The sequence below is a fragment of the Paenibacillus sp. EB106-04-04-XG159 genome, from assembly GCF_058791835.1.
Genome location: NZ_JBYTDY010000003.1, coordinates 188,378 through 206,977, shown reverse-complemented (window position 1 = coordinate 206,977; position 18,600 = coordinate 188,378). Strand labels below are relative to the sequence as shown.

Annotated in this window: 14 protein-coding genes; 11 read left to right on the top strand and 3 right to left on the bottom strand. The window is 48.5% G+C overall.

The genetic code is table 11. The annotated features are described in order from the left end of the window. The first annotated feature begins 149 nt into the window (after positions 1–149). From AC3WTP_RS05185 to AC3WTP_RS05140, 10 genes are all read left to right on the top strand, one after another. On the top strand, positions 150–1,760 hold the full coding sequence (locus AC3WTP_RS05185) for a S1C family serine protease (RefSeq protein ID WP_492393522.1): 1,611 nt from the start codon (positions 150–152) through the stop codon (positions 1,758–1,760). A 124-nt stretch (positions 1,761–1,884) separates the two neighbouring features. After that, entirely contained in the window at positions 1,885–2,571 is a 687-nt protein-coding gene (locus AC3WTP_RS05180; protein WP_492393521.1) for a response regulator transcription factor, read from the top strand. A 3-nt stretch (positions 2,572–2,574) separates the two neighbouring features. Beyond that, positions 2,575–4,062, top strand: coding sequence for a sensor histidine kinase (locus AC3WTP_RS05175; protein ID WP_492393520.1), 1,488 nt, complete (start codon positions 2,575–2,577; stop codon positions 4,060–4,062). Positions 4,063–4,119: 57 nt separating this feature from the next. Then, positions 4,120–5,070, top strand: coding sequence for a 4-hydroxy-3-methylbut-2-enyl diphosphate reductase (locus AC3WTP_RS05170; RefSeq protein ID WP_492393519.1), 951 nt, complete (start codon positions 4,120–4,122; stop codon positions 5,068–5,070). A gap of 37 nt (positions 5,071–5,107) precedes the next feature. Further along, positions 5,108–6,088 carry a 3-deoxy-7-phosphoheptulonate synthase gene (gene aroF / locus AC3WTP_RS05165; RefSeq protein ID WP_492393518.1) on the top strand — a complete coding sequence of 327 codons (981 nt, stop codon included), beginning with the start codon at positions 5,108–5,110 and terminating at the stop codon, positions 6,086–6,088. Between the two features lie 254 nt (positions 6,089–6,342). Beyond that, a complete protein-coding gene (gene glnA, locus AC3WTP_RS05160) occupies positions 6,343–7,767 on the top strand; it encodes a type I glutamate--ammonia ligase (RefSeq protein WP_492393517.1) in 1,425 nt (474 codons plus the stop codon). Positions 7,768–7,996: 229 nt separating this feature from the next. Next, positions 7,997–9,091 carry a 3-phosphoserine/phosphohydroxythreonine transaminase gene (gene serC / locus AC3WTP_RS05155; RefSeq protein WP_492393516.1) on the top strand — a complete coding sequence of 365 codons (1,095 nt, stop codon included), beginning with the start codon at positions 7,997–7,999 and terminating at the stop codon, positions 9,089–9,091. Between the two features lie 79 nt (positions 9,092–9,170). Further along, a complete protein-coding gene (locus tag AC3WTP_RS05150) occupies positions 9,171–10,535 on the top strand; it encodes a hypothetical protein (protein ID WP_492393515.1) in 1,365 nt (454 codons plus the stop codon). A 128-nt stretch (positions 10,536–10,663) separates the two neighbouring features. After that, on the top strand, positions 10,664–11,680 hold the full coding sequence (locus AC3WTP_RS05145) for an NAD-dependent epimerase/dehydratase family protein (RefSeq protein WP_492393514.1): 1,017 nt from the start codon (positions 10,664–10,666) through the stop codon (positions 11,678–11,680). Further along, positions 11,680–12,759, top strand: coding sequence for a dihydrodipicolinate synthase family protein (locus tag AC3WTP_RS05140; protein WP_492393513.1), 1,080 nt, complete (start codon positions 11,680–11,682; stop codon positions 12,757–12,759). The genes AC3WTP_RS05145 and AC3WTP_RS05140 overlap by 1 nt, the downstream gene beginning before the upstream one ends. 140 nt (positions 12,760–12,899) lie before the next feature. Here the strand turns inward: AC3WTP_RS05140 and AC3WTP_RS05135 are convergent, their stop codons facing one another. After that, complete coding sequence (locus AC3WTP_RS05135; protein WP_492393512.1) at positions 12,900–13,643, bottom strand: molybdenum cofactor biosynthesis protein; 744 nt, start codon at positions 13,641–13,643, stop codon at positions 12,900–12,902. Positions 13,644–13,949: 306 nt separating this feature from the next. Here AC3WTP_RS05135 and AC3WTP_RS05130 point away from each other — a divergent pair, with 306 nt between their 5' ends. After that, a complete protein-coding gene (locus AC3WTP_RS05130) occupies positions 13,950–14,426 on the top strand; it encodes a hypothetical protein (RefSeq protein ID WP_492393511.1) in 477 nt (158 codons plus the stop codon). Positions 14,427–14,574: 148 nt separating this feature from the next. Here AC3WTP_RS05130 and AC3WTP_RS05125 read toward each other — a convergent pair whose 3' ends face one another. Both AC3WTP_RS05125 and AC3WTP_RS05120 read right to left on the bottom strand, forming a co-directional pair. Continuing rightward, a complete protein-coding gene (locus tag AC3WTP_RS05125; protein WP_492393510.1) occupies positions 14,575–15,288 on the bottom strand; it encodes a response regulator transcription factor in 714 nt (237 codons plus the stop codon). A gap of 148 nt (positions 15,289–15,436) precedes the next feature. Further along, entirely contained in the window at positions 15,437–18,598 is a 3,162-nt protein-coding gene (locus AC3WTP_RS05120) for an MMPL family transporter (protein WP_492393509.1), read from the bottom strand. Between the last annotated feature and the right edge of the window lie 2 nt (positions 18,599–18,600).

The following is an 18,600-nucleotide window of genomic DNA, read 5'->3' as shown; positions in this document are numbered from 1 at the left end:
CGTTTTTTACATATAGGGAGTAAAGAGTTCATCATTTATCATGTTTTATGATGATTTTAATGTAGAATTAAGGTTCGGGGTTCATTATATAGACATAAGGTTATTACTTATACATTCAATTCACATACATTCCTCAGGAGGGGTTCATCATGGAAGACCAACGTAAATCAAACTCAACATCCGATCAAGACTACAATACACAAATGAACGGTGTTGAATCTACTAATACGACAAACACAACAGGTGCAGAACAAACGGAGAATACTAAATCGCACTACTTCGCTTATGGCCCGTATCAGTCCGGTAAGAGCGGAGAAGCACAAGCAACTACCTCGGTAGATGGGAATGGTCAAGCAAGCGACGTTCAAGTTACGCAGCCTGCACTCGTAAAGCCGATGCCATTCTCAAGTACGACTCGTCAGAGCTACGCTAACTATGGGCCTGGCGGAGCAGCTGGAAATGGTGCTGGCGGCAATGGTGGCGCTGCTCCATCCGATGGAGGCAAATGGAATTTCAATTCTACCAAAGAGAAGAAGGGTGCTTCCTTCAAATCAATCGTTGCTTCCTTCTTGGCTGGCGCACTTGTAATCTCGAGCTTAATGTTCACTGCGGACTATACGAATCTATTTACCGGTGGAAATGCTCAAGATAATGCAAAAGGTGCGAACGGGGCCGCGCAGACGGTATCCAACAATTCATCTGGAGCGAATTCCATGAACTCGGTATCCGATGTCGTGAAGTCAGCGAGTCCTGCTGTTGTTAAGATCGAGACCTTTACATCTGCAAGCAATAACACAGGCAGCACTTGGTGGATGGAGGATCCGCTGTTCCGACAATTCTTCGGTGATTCATACGGTGACAAAGGCAACCAAGAGCAGCCGAAGGATTCTAAGCAGCTCATGCCGCTTGGAATTGGTACGGGCTTCATATTTGAATCGGATGGCTACATCCTAACGAATAATCACGTTATCGAAGGCGGCGAAGCTGTACAAGTTACGATCGAAGGCTATGAAAAGCCGTTGACAGCAAAAGTACTGGGCAGAAGCCCTGAGCTTGACTTGGCTGTTCTGAAAGTAGATGGTAAAGGCTTCCCTACTGTTAGCCTTGGCGATTCGGATGCAGCTGAAGTAGGCGAACAGGTTGTTGCGATTGGTAACCCTTCAGGCTTTGACCATAGTGTAACTTCCGGTTGGTTGAGCGCTAAAGGCCGTTCCATTGATGTAAATGATAACGGTAAAGTGAAGACCTACAAGGATCTGCTTCAAACCGATGCAGCTATTAACCCAGGTAACTCGGGCGGACCGCTCTTGAACATGAATGGTGAAGTTATCGGTATGAACGTTGCGGTATCGAAGGAAGCACAAGGTATCGGATTCGCGATTCCATCCAACACGATTACGAAAGTAGTCGATAATCTGAAAGCGAACAAAGAGATTCCAAAAGAGCCGGTTCCATTCATTGGCGCTACTTTGTACACGATGACGGAAGATGTCGCGAACCAGATTGGCATTCCTAATACAGAGGGAGCTCTCATATACCAAGTTTTGTTTGGTTCTCCAGCATATGAAGCAGACTTGCGAGCTTATGATGTGGTTACGAAGGCTGATGGCAAGAAGATCACGACAAAGGAAGAACTTATCGAAGTGGTGCAGAGCAAGAAGGTTGGCGATACCATCACAATGACTGTAGAGCGCAACAAAAAATCCACTGACGTAGATGTTAAGATCGGTGACAAGAACAAATTCCAACCTGCCGAGTAATAAAGCAATATAGATGAGGAGCTGTCTCTTGGGTAGACCGAGAGGCAGCTCTTTTTTTCGCAAATGGTGTCGAAAATGGTACAATAGCAATAGAAGCTATTTGAGAGAGGATGACACATGTAGAATGCGCCCCTATATACTTATCGTAGATGATGATGAAAAAATAATATCCATGCTTCGAAGAGCGCTTGTATTTGAAGGGTTTGAAGTGAATACGGCGATGAATGGATCGCAAGGCTTGAAGGAAATGATCGTACGCGAGCCGGATCTGTTGATTCTGGACGTCATGATGCCCGAAGTAGATGGCTGGGAAGTATGCCGGCGTATGCGAGAAGCAGGCAGTGCTGTGCCAGTGCTGATGCTGACAGCTAAGGATGAAGTACAGGACCGTGTTAAGGGATTGGATATTGGAGCAGACGATTACTTGGTGAAGCCGTTCGCTCTTGAAGAGCTGTTAGCACGCGTGCGAGCTTTGCTGCGCCGTCGCTCAGAGAGCGATAATGGCAATCATCGCTTAGAATATGATGGTCTGCTGCTCGATCTTCATACACGGGAGGTTAAGCGCGGAGAGCATAATATTGAGCTGACAGCGAAGGAATTTGAGCTGCTGCATCTGTTTATGCAGAATCCGAAGCGGGTGCTGCCGCGGGATGTCATCATGGAGAAGATATGGGGATTTGACTACAGCGGTGAATCGAATGTTCTAGAAGTATATATTGCCATGCTTCGTCAGAAGACGGAGGAGTTTGGCGACAAGCGGATCATACAAACGATTCGCGGGACAGGCTATGTGCTTAGAGGAGAATCTTAAGGTATGTCAATTCGGCTGCGTCTTACAGTATGGTATTCATCGTTAGTTGCTTGTACGCTGTTTATATTCGGTATTACCATCTATTTCTTTCTGGATAACACTTTGTATGGTGATTTGGAAGATCGTATTACGAAAACCGCTAACAAAATAACCATACAGATGTCGCTCGATTATCAGAACGGCGTGAATTTAGACCTTTCCGCTTTCGACAACAAGCGCATAACGGATGACTATCTGTACATGTTTATTTACAATTTTACGAACGGCGTAACGACCAAATCGAGTAACTTAGAAGGTTGGGATCTAAGCTTTGGCAAGCGAGAGAATCCATCGCAGATTGTAGAAGGATTCCGCCGTGAGAATATTGGTGAACTGGGCGAATTTCTAATCTATGAAGAACCGATCAAATACCGGAATCCATTAACGAAGGAGACTACGGTGATCGGCGCCGTTCAGGTCGGCATGTATTCGGAGGCACAGGCTACGTTCTTGCGCACGCTGCGAGATATCTTGTTCGTAGCGTCAGTATTGACAGTTATATTGGCTTTCTCGCTTGGTCTGTTCCTAGCGCAGAAGACGCTGAGGCCAATCGAGAATATTATCCGTGCGACGAATCGTGTTCAGAAGGGCGCTGATCTTAGCATGCGCATCCCGCAGGAAGGGCCGCCTGAGGATGAGATCGGTCAGCTGACGGAGACGATCAACAACATGCTGCAGCGTATGGAAATATTCTATAACGAGCTTGATGAAGCGTATCGTGCCCAACGCCGATTCGTATCGGATGCCTCGCATGAGCTTCGAACTCCGCTTACCACGATTCGCGGCAATGTGGATCTGTTGAGACGCATGTCGGTAAGGGAAACTGAGCCATCGCCGTTGACGGAACAGGAACGGGAAGAAATGTCTATGGAGGCACTTCAGGACATATCGGATGAAGCGCGTCGAATGAGCCGCCTCGTTAACGATATGCTGTCGTTGGCGCGAGCTGATGCGGGATATATGATGGATAAGGAAATTGTCGAGATTAAACCGTTGGTGGAGGAAGTCGTGCGCCGAGCGCAATTCCTTGAGCGGAAGGCGGATTGGATATTTGACGACTTTACGGAGTTGGAAGGAACGTATGTCAACGGCAATAAGGATTATTTGCAGCAGATGCTGTTCATATTTATTGAAAATGCGTTCAAGTATACACCAAGCGGCAAGGTAACCTTAACTGCGATCCGCGAAGACAATCTGATTGGACTACGTGTTCAAGATACGGGGATTGGCATGAATGAGCAGGAAGTGCCGTATATATTCGAGCGCTTCTATCGTGCGGATGTCTCCCGCGGCGTAACTTCGGGTACAGGACTTGGTCTTTCCATTGCGAAATGGATCATAGATGAGCACTCGGGTTCAGTTGAAGTTGTTACTAAGCCTGGGGAAGGAACTACATTTCTAATCTGGCTTCCTCTGGTACAGGTCGACGTGACTGAGATTATTGACGTATAATAAGAGGGCAGTACTCCCGGATATGTTAGGGAACTACCATGGAAAGCAGGTGTGTGTATGAATATCGTTAAGATAACGCCGCGCGGTTATTGTTACGGTGTTGTGGATGCCATGGTCATGGCTCAGCAGACGGCCCGTAATCTTGACCTGCCGCGACCGATTTATATACTTGGCATGATCGTGCATAACAGCCATGTCACGAATGCGTTCGAAGATGATGGCATCATTACGTTAGACGGTGCCAATCGGCTGGATATATTAGATCAAGTGGAGTCAGGAACTGTAATCTTCACGGCACACGGCGTATCGCCGGAGGTGCGGAAGAAAGCTCGCGAGAAAGGCCTGACAACGGTTGATGCGACTTGCCCAGACGTGACCCGTACGCATGATCTGATTCGTGAGAAGACGGCAGAAGGGTACGAGGTCATTTATATCGGCAAGAAAGGTCACCCTGAACCGGAAGGCGCAATCGGCGTCGCTCCGGACAAGGTGTACTTGATTGAACGGGAAGATGAGATTGACAGCTTGTCCATAGAGAGCGATAAGATCGTCATTACCAATCAGACCACGATGAGTCAATGGGATATTAAGAACATCATGAATCTGTTGATTACTAAGTATCCGCACGCGGAGATTCATAACGAGATCTGTATGGCTACTCAGCTGCGTCAGCAAGCTGTTGCTGAACAGGCTAAAGAATGCGATCTCCTGATCGTAGTTGGAGATCCGCGCAGCAACAACTCGAATCGTCTCGCTCAAGTATCGGAAGAGATCGCGGGAGTTCCAGCACATAGAATCTCTGATCTGTCAGAGCTGGAATTGGACTGGCTGCAAGGTGTGCAGGTGGTAGGTGTCACATCGGGCGCGTCGACTCCAACGCCGATCACGAAGGAAGTTGTTACTTTCCTGGAGCAGTATGATCCTGCGGATGAGTCCACTTGGGAAAAGGTTCGAACAGTGAATATGAAGAAGCTGCTTCCCGCTGCACGTACGAAAACGGTTAATTAATAGGCAGTAGGTCTGAGGAAGAATAAGAACCTGCAGGATGATGCTTGGGTACAAGTGTTCATCCTGCTGGTTCTTTGTTATTGGCAATGTAGAGCCTGCGGTTGCTGAGCATCTGCAGCAGATGAAAGGAATTGAGAAAGTAGTGAAGATATCTAAATCTTATAAGCTGGCGAGCCGTGATTTCCATCCTGAGAATACAATTATTGAGCTTGGGGATGTTCGCATCGGAGGCGGCAATCTTGTCGTTATGGGTGGTCCTTGTGCAGTCGAGTCTCCAGAGCAGATCGATGAGATTGCTCGCTTGGTTAAAGCGGCAGGCGGACAGATTCTGCGAGGCGGCGCTTTTAAACCGCGGACTGGACCTTACAGCTTCCAAGGTATTGGTGTTGAAGGGCTGAAGATGATGGCGGATGCCGGCAAGAAGCACGGATTGTTGACGATTACTGAGGTCATGACGCCTGAATATGTTGACATCTGTGCGGAGTATGCTGACATTCTGCAGGTCGGTACACGCAATATGCAGAACTTTGATCTTCTGCGCAAGCTGGGGCAAACGAATCGGCCAGTATTATTGAAGCGCGGCTTCAGCGCCACATATGATGAATGGTTGAATGCAGCCGAGTATATTCTAGCTGGCGGCAATCCGAACGTAATGCTCTGTGAGCGCGGCATTCGCACATTCGAAACCTATACACGCAACACGCTGGACTTAGCTGCTATTCCCGCGATGAAGCAGATGACTCATCTGCCTATCATTTCTGATCCGAGCCACGGAACTGGTCGACGCGAGCTAGTGGAGCCGATGGCGAAGGCATCAGTTGCGGCGGGTGCGGATGGATTGATTATTGAGATGCATACAGATCCTGATAACTCGATGACAGGTGATGGTGTGCAATCCTTATTCCCGGATCAGTTCGCTCGCTTACTGAAAGAATTAGAGCAATTAGCGTCACTATGCGGCAGTCAATTCAATACTCATAAGGAAGATGCGTCTTACTTCGAAGCATGGAATAACTAAATCATTGCAATAGAAACAGCCGTCCTGCGGATTATCCGCGGGACGGCTGTTTGTTATATATACACAGCCATAAATCAAAGTATGAATGCTGAAAAATATATTATGTCAGGAAACATGACATAAAAATGAAAAATACCTTACATGAGTATTGACGGTGCGAATGAATGGTTTTATAATGTCATTAATAACACTAATGAAACAGAACATTCGTCTATATATGAAGCTATAATGTTCGGATATGGGGAGGAATTAGCATGTCTATCAACAAAGCATTAGACATTATGAAAGAGAAAAGCATTGAGTTTGTTGATTTCCGCTTTGTTGATCTGAGTGGGAAAGCACACCACATCACATTGCCAGCTGCAGAGGTTGAGGCGGAAACATTTGTGAACGGTGTAGCATTTGACGGTTCTTCCATTCCAGGCTTCAGAGGCATCGAAGAATCTGACATGGTTATGATGCCGGATCCTGAAACGGCATATGTAGATCCATTTACCTCACATGCGACACTGATCGTGATGTGCAACATCTTTACGCCAGACGGAGATCGCTATGAGCGTGACCCGCGCAGTATCGCACAGCGAGCGGAGGAGTATCTGCAGACAGCAGGCGTAGGTACAACAGCATTCTTCGCGCCAGAGTCCGAGTTCTTCATCTTCGATGATGTTCGCTATGAAAACACGATGAACAGCGCTTCCTTCTTCGTTGATTCCGAAGAAGCTTCCTGGAATACGAATCGCAAGGAAGAGGGCGGCAACCTCGGATTCAAGATTCGCACCAAGGGTGGATACGTGCCGGTTGCTCCAGTTGATACACAGCAGGATCTGCGCAGCGAGATGTGCCGTTTGATGCAAGAAGCAGGCTTGCGCATCGAACGTCATCATCATGAGGTGGCGACTGCGGGCCAAGCAGAGATTAATTTCCGCTTTGATACGTTGACTGCAACAGCAGACAATCTGATGAAATATAAATATATCGTACACAACACAGCGCGTCAGTTCGGCAAGGTTGCTACCTTTATGCCTAAGCCGCTCTTTGGCGATAACGGCAGCGGAATGCACGTTCACCAATCCATCTTCGATGGCGACACTCCTCTGTTCTATGAAAAGGGGGCTTATGCAAACCTAAGTGAAACAGCGATGCACTACATCGGCGGTATTCTGTATCATGCTCCGTCCCTGATCGCATTGACGAATCCGAGCACGAACTCCTTTAAACGTCTCGTTCCAGGCTACGAAGCGCCTGTAAATCTCGTGTTCTCCAAGGGGAACCGTTCGGCTGCGGTACGTATTCCAGTCGCTGCAGTCACGCCTAAAGGCTGTCGAATTGAGTTCCGTACGCCTGACTCCACTGCGAATCCATACTTGGCATTTGCGGCTATGCTGATGGCTGGCTTGGATGGAATCAAGCGCAAGCTGGATCCAACAGCGCTTGGATACGGCCCATACGACAAAAATATTTATGAGCTGTCCGATGCGGAGAAAGCAGAAATTCGCAGCGTGCCCGGCACGTTGGAAGAAGCACTGGATGCGCTGGAAGCCAACCATGATTTCTTAACGGAAGGCGGCGTGTTCACGGATGAATTCATCTCCAACTATATTTCAGTCAAGCGTACTGAAGCGAAATCAGTAGCGATTCGCATTCATCCGCAGGAATACAGCCTTTATTTCGATTGTTAATCCTGAACATGTTCAGATGATTTTCGTTTTTCCCTCATCATTCTTCACCCGCATTCAGATGAATGCGGGCACTTTTTTTCAGCGCGGAGTAATACTAAATTACTATTTTAGATGTAAGTGTTTTCAATTCAGACTTTTGATGCTTTTTTACGTTAACTGCTTGAAGAGCTTAGCATTAACTGTTATCATAACGAATAAATCTTGACTAGAAATCGAAGGTGGGAGACCAATGGCACATCGAGAACGAGCATTAAATTTTAACGCGGGACCTGCAGCAATTCCATTAGAAGTGTTGGAACGCGCACAGGCGGAGTTCGTTGATTTCCGTGGAAATGGCATGTCTATTATGGAAATGTCACATCGCGGTGCTGTGTATGAAGGAGTTCATAATGAAGCGAAGGAACTGCTGAAAGAACTTCTATCTATTCCGGATGGCTATGATATCTTATTCCTTCAAGGCGGAGCAAGCACGCAGTTCGCGATGATTCCGATGAACTTGCTGAAGCCGGGCACAGTTGGCGCTTATGTACAAACAGGCAGCTGGGCTAATAAAGCTCTCGAGGAAGCGAAGCTGATCGGCGAGACAGCCATCATTGCCTCTTCTGAAGCGGACAGCTACAAGCGCATCCCTGAACTGAGCTGCGATCAGATTCCCGCTGATGCGGCGTATGTTCATATTACCTCCAATGAGACCATTGAAGGCACACAATTTCAGACCTTTCCAGACACAGGAAATACTCCATTAATCGCAGATATGTCAAGTGATATCTTAAGCCGTCCGCTTGATGTTTCGAAGTTCGGCATGATCTATGCTGGCGCTCAGAAGAACCTTGGTCCTTCGGGCGTTACGGTTGTGATCGCGAAGGACGAGCTGTTGACCGATAGTCCGAAGTCGATTCCGACCATGCTGCGATATAGCATCCATAAGAAGAACAATTCCCTATATAACACACCGCCATCATTCTCCATTTACATGGTAAATCAAGTTCTGCATTGGATTAAAGAACGCGGCGGACTTGCTGCACTGCAAGCGATGAATGAAGCGAAAGCGAACGTACTGTATGATACAATTGACAACAGCTCTGGATTCTATCGCGGATTTGCGGAAGCAGGCAGCCGCTCCCGGATGAACGTCACGTTCCGTCTTGCCAATGAAGAGCTGGAGAAAGCATTCATCAAAGCATCGGAGCAAGAAGGCTTTATCGGTCTTAAAGGCCATCGCAGTGTTGGCGGCCTGCGAGCATCAATTTATAATGCTGTACCACATGAAAATTGTGAAGCTTTAGCTCAATTTATGAAGCATTTCCAACAAATCAATAGCTAATATGTTATAGTAGAGAGCAACCTCGTTTATGGTTTATATAGCCAATCGTGGTTGCTCTTGCTATAAGGAGGCATAAGAAATGCTTAACTATAACGTAAAGAATGAAGCTACCAAGATCGGAATCGGAATTATCGGAACGCCGCCGATGCTGGAGCGAGTGACGGGAGCTTTGCGTGCATTTCCTACATTTCGTCCGGAAATGGAGTTGGCGGAGGATATCCAGGAGGCTATTCAGCATGCGGAGCGCTTGATGGAGCATAATGAGGTGCTGCTGATACTGGAAACGGATTGGCTTGCGCCTATTCAAATGGTTACGAAGTCTGCAATCCCCGTTCACGGTATAACGTTAACGGATACGGGCTTTGTCCAGGCTCTCTTTCAGATGAGGCATGTCCTAGATGCTGGCGGATCCATCTCGATTGATGTTAAAGAACAGTCTAAGCTGAAGCGCCGGTTAAAGGAGCTGGAGATTGACGAAGATCAATTTCACGTGTTGTCTGGCTTAACGGATGGTGTGATGCCAACTAAGGTGACAGCTCAGGCAACGGCTGATGCACATATTGCACTCTATGAAGCGGGAAAGGTGCAAGCGGCGATTACTTCGGACTATGCAGTCTCGAAGCAGCTGGAGAAGAAGGCGATACGGCATGCGGTGTTGGCTCCGACTGAAGCGAATCTTGTCGTCGCATTAGAGCGAGCGCTCCTATCCACAGAATCGAGAAAGAGCAAAGAAGCGCAAATCGCAGTTGGACTTATTCATGTCGATAAGATGGATCAGGCGTTGGCTAAGCTTGGATCTGAGCATGAAGTTCAGCGATTAAGATTGGAGCTATACCGCCATCTGCTGGATTATGTGGTGTCGCTGGATGGCTCTATGTCGCATCTGGGTGGAGCGGAGTATCTGTTCTTTACGACACGCGGCATATTTGAACGTCAAACACATGGCTACAAGGTTCTCGGATTAGCGCCAGAGCTGTTTCGAGATCTAGGCATCACGTTAAGTGTCGGGATCGGATTCGGACGATCGGCCAATGAAAGTGGAACCCACGCCAGACAAGCGCTGCATGTCGCGCAATCAGCCGGTGGAAACGGCTGTTACATCGTGCGTGAAGACAGAACGATAGTTGGTCCTTTGGAGATGACGATGCCGCTTGAGGCTACGATCTCTCTTGCGGATGTGGAACTGATGGCAGCGGCTAATGAGGCAGGCATGAACAGCGTATACCTTAGCAAGCTGATTGCGCATGTGTCGCGAAAAGGGCATCTCGACATGGATGTTCACGAGCTGGCGTTTATTCTGTCAATTACGATTAGATCTGCCCATCGGTTGCTAGTGCAATGGATGGATGCGAATCTAGTAAGTATCGTCGGCAGTGAGAAGGTAGAGCGCGGACGGCCTAAAAATATTTACCGTTTTTCCTTTTTGTACGATGCGATGAGATAGTTGCATGTTGTATTTTTCCTGTTATTTATGGACGATTAATAGATTTGTCTTTAAATGATCTCGTCTATTACACTGAAGTTGTAAAACGATTGCAGTGATGCGACGGATATGAACAGGAGGGAATCGAAATGGAAACGCTAGCACAATTGGAACAGAAGATGTCTGAGCCATCATCTCGCTTAGTGGAAGATATTCGTAAACTGAATGGTGATATTATGCTGCTTGGTGTCGGCGGCAAGATGGGGCCGGACTTGGCGAGATTGGCTGTGAGAGCGATCGAAGCATCTGGAACGAACAAGACGGTTTATGGAGTATCTCGCTTCTCGGAAGCCGGACTAAGAGAACAGCTGGAGCAGATCGGAGTTAAGACCATCGCTTGTGACTTGCTTGATGATGAATCCCTGAAGTCGCTGCCGGATGTTGAGAACATTATCTACATGGCAGGACGTAAATTCGGTACAACAGGAAGCGAAAGCTTGACTTGGGCGATGAACAGCTATTTGCCTGGCAGAGTGTCTGAACGTTTCCGCAATTCTAATATTGTTGTATTCTCATCTGGAAATATATATCCGTTCCTTCCAGTAGCATACGGCGGCGCAACGGAACAAACGCCTCCTTCACCGCTCGGTGAGTATGCCCAATCGTGCCTTGGTCGGGAACGAGTCTTTGAACATTTTGGCAAGACGAATAAAACGCCAATGCTGATGTATCGTTTGAACTATGCGATTGATCTTCGCTACGGTGTGCTGCTGGAGCTGGCGAAGTCGATTAAGGAGCAGCGTCCTATCAATCTAGCAATGGGTCATTTCAACTGCATCTGGCAAGGCGATGCGAACGAGATTGCGCTGCGCGCACTGCTTCGCTGCAATACTCCGCCGCAGATCCTGAATGTAACGGGACCGGAAACCGTCTCCGTTCGTTACGCTGCAGAACAGTTGGGAGCGCTCATGGGTATCGAGCCTAAGTTCGAAGGCGTTGAATCCGAGAACGCGCTGCTTAACAACTCGTCAGCTTGTATGAAGGAATACGGCTATCCTAGCGTATCGCTGCAGCAGATGATCGAGTGGACAGCGAAGTGGGTAGCGCTTGATGGAGCAACGATCAACAAACCGACACATTTCCAAGAGCGAGGAGGTAAATTCTAATGGCTAATCGTAAAGAATGGAGCCCGGAACTTAAACAAGCAGTGCAAGCAGGACTTGCGATTCCAGCGCATCCGCTTGCCCTGAATGCGGATAGACAATTAGATGAAGCTAGACAGCGCTTGCTAACTCGCTATTACGCAGCTTCTGGAGCAGGCGGTATCGCAATCGGTGTTCACTCCACACAATTCGAGATTCGTGATCCGAAGCATCGCCTCTATGAACGTGTTCTGGAAATGGCGGCTGAAGAAGTATCACAAGCTAAGCTGGATCGTCCTTTCTTGAAAGTGGCGGGTATATGCGGCCCAACGGAGCAGGCTTTGGGTGAAGCGGCTACAGCTGTATCCTACAACTACGACGCTGGTCTACTTAGCCTTGGCGGTCTTGGAAGCTGGAGTGAGTCTCAGCTGATCAACCATGTGGCTAAGGTGGCTGAGGAAATTCCGGTATTCGGCTTCTATCTGCAGCCTGCTGTAGGCGGACGAATACTGAGCTTCGACTTCTGGCGTGAGTTTGCTGAAATTCCTGGCGTTATGGCAATTAAGATGGCACCATTCAATCGTTATCAAACGATTGATGTCGTGCGCGCGGTGTGCGCTTCGTCCCGCCGAGATGAGATTGCGCTCTATACAGGCAATGATGACAACATCATTAACGATCTGCTCACGAAGTTCCGCTTCAACATCGATGGACAGCAGGTTGAGAAGCGCATAGTCGGCGGACTTCTTGGCCAGTGGGCGGTGTGGACGAATCAAGCGGTTCAGATGCTGGAAGAGCTGAAGGCAGCGAGAGCGACAGGAAGCATTTCAGAAGAGTGGCTGACACGAAATGTGGAATTGACAGACAGCAACGGAATTGTATTTGATGTAAGCCATGATTTCCATGGCTGTATTCCAGGAATTCATGAGATCCTTCGCCGCCAAGGCTTACTGGAAGGGACATGGTGCTTGAATCCGAATGAGACGCTGTCCCCTGGTCAAGCAGAGGAGTTGGATCGAGTTACGCGTGATTATCCTCATCTCACGGATGATGAATTCGTAGCGAAGAATCTGCAAGCTTGGAAATCAGGTCTTTCCTTGTAAAAATAAGATTAGCGGTTGATTCCCGTGATATAAGCTCATTACATAAGAAAGACACCAGCGATTAAGCTGGTGTCTTTCTTATGTACACAGCTGCGATATGTAAGCAAGATAGAGATGCAGCCGCAGATTTATTCTATGAATTAGATTAATGGATGAAGCGGATTCCATGCTCCTTGCTGCTGCTCGACCCATTCGGCGCTGTCTTCGCCTATTTCCTTCTTCCAGATCGGAACGACCTGCTTCAGCTTCTCGATCGCATAGCGGCTGGCTTCGTAGCACTCTGCGCGATGCGGTGAGGATACAGCGATTACGACGCTCGCTTCACCGATAGGTACGGTACCGAGCCGATGAGTGATGGCAGAGCTTGTACCTGGCCAACGAGTTCCGATCTCTTGGCCTATGGCAGCAAGCTGCTTGATAGCCATCGGAACATATGCCTCATAGTCGAGACGGACAGTGCGCTTGCCATCCGTATGCTCTCGTGTAGTACCGATAAAGGTGAGCGCCGCCCCATGATCGGGATGCGCCACATAAGCGGATAGCGTCTCTACATGAATAGGTGCATACGTAAGCGCATAGTGACCGTGCTCTGTTTTAATGGATGGCTCGTTGGCGGAAGAATCCTCTATAGAACCTTCTCCGCCGGAAACAGGCGGGATGAGCGCCAATTCATCCGAAGGCTGAACGACGCGATCATCGGGAGCGTACTCTTGATTAACAGCCATGAACGCGCGTGATAACGCGTGAGCAGCATCAGGATACTGCCCGGACAGCAGCTTCTTGATGTCTGCGACGGACATAGAGTCTTGATTCGAGTCCAGAATTACAATAGCTTGACCTGTAAGATCCGCTAGTCCAGCGAAGCAATGCACACGATATTTCACACACTTCCTCCAATCTTTCCACCATACATGGAACTAACTTTATGCTTCTACCAGTTTAGCACAACATTTGTGCGAACACCTTATATAGAAAGGGCGCTTGCATTGGATGCAAGCGCCCTTTTTAAGAGGAAGATAGCGTTCTTACCTGAGGTGATCTGCATGAGTGCAGAGTAACTCAGTAAACCTGCGTATGAAAGCAGACGATCTCCGTTTTTTTCGCTGTTCTCGTAAGAATTGCTGCTATCTTGACCATACTGATAAAAGGTTGACCTTCAACTGGTAAATTGGAGTTAAAGGATGGTTAATGTGAGTGATGAATTAACTATAAATATCTATTTGGATGAAACGGATACTCCGTTCGCAAGATACCATAGCTTAGATGATGTTCACCTAAGCTCTGATCTTGAAGATTTTATTATGTCAAAGCTGCACGGTGGTAGAAGAAAAGAAGTAGAAATATTTATTTTAGGTCAGAATGATTTTGACGAAAAGTCATTGCAGGCTGCCACATTTAACACATTTTCCGACATCTTGCACGAAGCAGAATATATATATGCTAGAAATGTCAAAAAGGCTATTATTTTGTTTGTGCTTGGTATTATTGTTGGGGTGATATTCTTGAAGTATTCAAATTCTTATGCCTATCTTGCAGGAGTCTTAAGCATTGTGTGTTGGGTTTTTATTTGGGCAGGTACAGAGGTTTATTTTTTTGATAATCGGGAAATCAAACAAAAAATTAGAAAATGCAGGAATATTCTGAATGCGAATGTGCGCAAAATATAGGGCTTTACCATGAACCGCTGTATACCGAACGGTACATACAGTGGTGTAAGAGGTCAGGGGGCTAGGCGCCCCCTCCTGCTCGAACCGATAATGAGGAATAGAAGCAATGCAATTATAGTGATGCTCTAACGATGCTCCAGCCCCAGCCCTAGACAAAGCTGTGCAGCCTTGACGGTTCTTTCAGCTTATATCCGACATTGCGAATCGTCCTAATATACTCTGGATTGCGAGCGTTCTTCTCGAGTTTATCGCGCAGATGACTGATGTGTACATCCACGATCCGGGTATCGCCGACGAAGTGGTAATCCCATACTTCATGGAGCAGCTGTTGGCGGCTTAGCACTTTGCCGCGATGGCGGCAGAGGAAAGCCAGTAGCTCGAACTCTTTCGGTGTGAGCTCGATCGCGCGTCCATCCAGCAGTACCTCCCGCAAATCAGTTTTCACCGTCAGATTGCCAATCTCGTATACATGACCGCCGTCTGATGCAGGAAGGGAGCGAACTCTGCGCAGGATTGCGCTTATCCTGGACAGCAGCTCGCCTAAGCTGAAGGGCTTAGTCATATAATCGTCAGCGCCGATATCTAAGCCGGCGATCTTATCCTCAATATCCTGTATTGCAGTAAGCATAATAACAGGAACCATATTCTGCTGCTCGCGCAGCTTGCGGCATACCTCGAAGCCGTCTGATTCTGGAAGCATGCGATCCAAGATGATCAGATTCGGTCGAAATAGAGGCAGCACATCAAATACAGCTTCGCCGTTAAAAACGCATAATACCTCATAGCCAGCTAATTTTAAATTGTACTCGATCAGAGTCGAGATTGACGGTTCATCGTCAACGACCAATATTTTAGGCTTCATCGCGACCTCCTACGGATAACATCCCATTCACATATCAGGAATATCAGATGTCTCCATTATGAAGGCTGTTTATCAGCGGCATGTTAAAGTAACGTAAACGTGGTGTTAAATTTTCGATTCCTATCGGACAGCCATCGTAAAGTAAGATTTACGCACTCTGTTTCCTTTGCTTCGGACTGCTCTGCTCGCTTGCCGTAAACGGCCACCAATTGGCGGATCCGAACACTCTCACCATCACCGGAATGAAGAATGGCAGAAGCAAGAAGGTATACAGGATTAAGCCCGTCAGCACAACGGTTGCAATCTGCATCATCGACAATACGCCGGACGGATAGAATGAGGCGAAGGTACCTCCCAGAATGACGACCGCCGATATGATGACCGTGCCCATATTGCGCATGGCGTATAGGATAGCATCCTTAACCTTCATATGCTTATTCTCATTGAAACGGTCCATTAAGAAGATGCTGTAATCGACACCGAGCGCCATCAGCATGACGAATCCGAAGAATGGCGTTGCCCATGTAATGCCGGAGTAGCCGAGCAGATCTACGAAGACAAGCTCTGTCACTCCGAGCGAAGCATAGTAGGTAACGAGCAAGGACAGAATCAAGTACAGCGGTATAATAAATGAACGCATGAGCACGATTAAGATGAGCAGTATACCAGCCATCATTAGCATTACAGTTCTGTTGTAATCCTCGCCGGACATATGCTTCAAGTCGTTGTAGGTGCTGGATACCCCCCCGATTGCGGTTTCCGCTTGCTCCAATGAGCTGTTCTTCAAGCTGCGGTCAACGGCGGTCTGGAGTTGATCCACTTGCTCAATCGCTTGCGAGCCGTAAGGATTCTCTGCAAATACGACGTCCAAGGTCATCAATTTGCGATCCTTAGACACATACATATCTGCTGCCTGCATAAAGGCTTCGTTCTGCAGCGCTTCTTCCGGAACGAGCCAGCCTCCTAGCTCGCTGTCAGACGATGATTGAATCTGCCGCACATAATCGTTGGCAGATGTGAGCCCGCCTGAGATCTGCCCGATGCCATTCGCGCTCTGCTCGAGCCCGGATGTAAGCTCATTCAGCTGGCTGCCGAATTCGGAGAAGCCGCCTGCCAGCAGTGCCTGCCCCTGCTGAATCTGTTCAAGCCCCGTCACAATGGATGGGATCTTGGTGACGATCTGCTGTTGTCCAGAAGCCGCTTCGTCCAGCCCGGATGCCAGCTGCTCCAGTCCTGCCACGATGGAGCTGAGCCCGCTCGCGAGCTGTGACTGCCCGGCAGCCGCTTCCGCATATCCAGCATTCGCCTGCTTCATGCCTTCACTCAGCTGGGCTAGGCTCGCGGAGGACTGCGATAAGGCTCCTGCTAGCTGCTCAAAGCCCTTGCTCGATTCACTGATTGTACCGCGAATCGTCAAGTAATCTTCATCCGTCAGCAGAGCGGGATAACGGCTCTCTAGATTGCTGAACCGCTCATTAAGGCTTACCAGCGCCTGCGAGGCTCCGCCCAGCTGTGTCTCAATCTGCTTGACGCCTTGCTGAAGCTGCTCCAGTCCGCCGCCAAGCTGCCGATAGCTGGCCAGCAGCTTCTCATGCGCGCTCGCTAACTGCTGCGCGCTAAGCTTCGCTTGCTGCAAGCCGTCCTTCAGCTTGCTTGCGCCAGTGGAGCCGCTGCGTATGCCCTTTTCAATCTCCGAGAGGCCGGTGTTCAGCTGTTGGATACCTGACTTCAATGCGGTGGTGCCCTTGTTCAAGTCGCCAACACTGTCCACCGCCTGTTTGATTTGCGGTTCATTCGTCTTTAATGAAGCCGCAGCTTGCAATAATCCAGCTTGAATCTTGTTCAGTCCTTCTTTACCTTGATTCAAGCCTTCTTCAAGGCTCTTGGCCTGCTCTGCGATTTGAAATTCAGCGATAGGCTCGCCTGCCGGGCGGCTCAAGCTTCGTACGCTGCTTACGCCTTCAACCTTGGCGAGCTCGCGGCTGACGCGCTCAGCTAAGATCGTATATTCCGAGATGGACAGCGCGCTGTCGCTCTTTATGACGACCTGAGTCGGCATCGCTTCGCCAGGATCGAAGCTCTCCGAGATGATATTAAAGGCTTTGACGGATTCGTAGTCGTCGCTAATTTCCTCTAAGCTGTTAAAGGAAACCTTGCCGCTGTGCGTCAAGATAAGCGGGATCGTCACAGCTGCGACGATCAGCAGCGCAGCCCAAGGACGCTTAAGGGAGAAGGAGCCGACAGCGCCCCATATTCGGCTTTCGCGATGTTCCAACGATCTCTTAGCCGGCCAAAACAGCTTCTTGCCGAAGACGGCCATGAAGAACGGAACAACGGTCATGATCGCCAGCAGCATGACTGCGATGCCGATGGCTACTGCCACCGCCGAACGGTACAGAATAAATTGCGATAAGCCGATAACGGAGAAGCCGATCAGTACGGCTAGACCGGAGAACATGACCGTCTTGCCCGCTGAACGGTAAGTAGCGCTTATCGCATCCCATGTATGTTCATGCCGCGCGAGCTCTTCCTTGTAACGACTGATAAGCAGGATGCAGTAGTCAGTACCGATACCGAAGAGTATGGCTACCATAAAGATTTGCGTGAAGGTGGATAATGGGAAGTCTACGGTGTCTACGAGTATAGCGACAATCGATTGGGAGATCAGATAGCTCAGTCCAATTGTCAGCAGAGGAATAAACGCCGCTACGACTGAGCGAAATACGACGAACAATATCGTTAATATAAAGATGAGGGTGATGAATTCCGACTTCTTGAGCCCTTCCTGCGAGCTGACGATCTGATCATGTTCGATCTGATGGTTGCTCGTCATGTAGTGTTCGACAGGAGATGATTCCAAAGCTTGCTTCAACCCAGCTTGAACATCTATGGCATCGGCTTCGGCAGTTGAGATCGTAATCGAAGTCAACACCGTCTTGCCATCCTTGGCAATCAGCTTCTGTTCAAGCTCTGGGGAGCTGTACGGGTCCAGAATGGAGACGACATGAAGCTTCGCTTTATTCTGCTCGAGATCCTGAATAGCCTTTTGGATCTGCTCCTTGCTTTCTGAGATGAGGCCGTCAGGATGATGGAATACGAGAGCGATGGAAGCCTCATGCTCATTTTCAGTACCAGCGGCTGCTTCGTTCAACAGCTGTGCGGCCCGTGAGGAAGAGTACTCTTCCGGCACGGTTAGATTGCCTTTTTCCTTGACTAACTCGCTCAACGAAGGGGCGGTCAGCATGAGCGCTGCGGCTATGATGATCCAGACGAGCATGATAAACCATCTCGCCTTTAAAACCATTTTCATCC

What these genes read in the sequence shown, in the direction of transcription:
- AC3WTP_RS05185 (WP_492393522.1), top strand. Translation starts at nt 150, where the DNA reads ATGGAAGACCAACGTAAATCAAACTCAACATCCGATCAAGACTACAAT.
- AC3WTP_RS05180 (WP_492393521.1), top strand. Translation starts at nt 1,885, where the DNA reads ATGCGCCCCTATATACTTATCGTAGATGATGATGAAAAAATAATATCC.
- AC3WTP_RS05175 (WP_492393520.1), top strand. Translation starts at nt 2,575, where the DNA reads ATGTCAATTCGGCTGCGTCTTACAGTATGGTATTCATCGTTAGTTGCT.
- AC3WTP_RS05170 (WP_492393519.1), top strand. Translation starts at nt 4,120, where the DNA reads ATGAATATCGTTAAGATAACGCCGCGCGGTTATTGTTACGGTGTTGTG.
- aroF (WP_492393518.1), top strand. Translation starts at nt 5,108, where the DNA reads ATGATGCTTGGGTACAAGTGTTCATCCTGCTGGTTCTTTGTTATTGGC.
- glnA (WP_492393517.1), top strand. Translation starts at nt 6,343, where the DNA reads ATGTCTATCAACAAAGCATTAGACATTATGAAAGAGAAAAGCATTGAG.
- serC (WP_492393516.1), top strand. Translation starts at nt 7,997, where the DNA reads ATGGCACATCGAGAACGAGCATTAAATTTTAACGCGGGACCTGCAGCA.
- AC3WTP_RS05150 (WP_492393515.1), top strand. Translation starts at nt 9,171, where the DNA reads ATGCTTAACTATAACGTAAAGAATGAAGCTACCAAGATCGGAATCGGA.
- AC3WTP_RS05145 (WP_492393514.1), top strand. Translation starts at nt 10,664, where the DNA reads ATGGAAACGCTAGCACAATTGGAACAGAAGATGTCTGAGCCATCATCT.
- AC3WTP_RS05140 (WP_492393513.1), top strand. Translation starts at nt 11,680, where the DNA reads ATGGCTAATCGTAAAGAATGGAGCCCGGAACTTAAACAAGCAGTGCAA.
- AC3WTP_RS05125 (WP_492393510.1), bottom strand. Translation starts at nt 15,288, where the DNA reads ATGAAGCCTAAAATATTGGTCGTTGACGATGAACCGTCAATCTCGACT.
- AC3WTP_RS05120 (WP_492393509.1), bottom strand. Translation starts at nt 18,598, where the DNA reads ATGAAAATGGTTTTAAAGGCGAGATGGTTTATCATGCTCGTCTGGATC.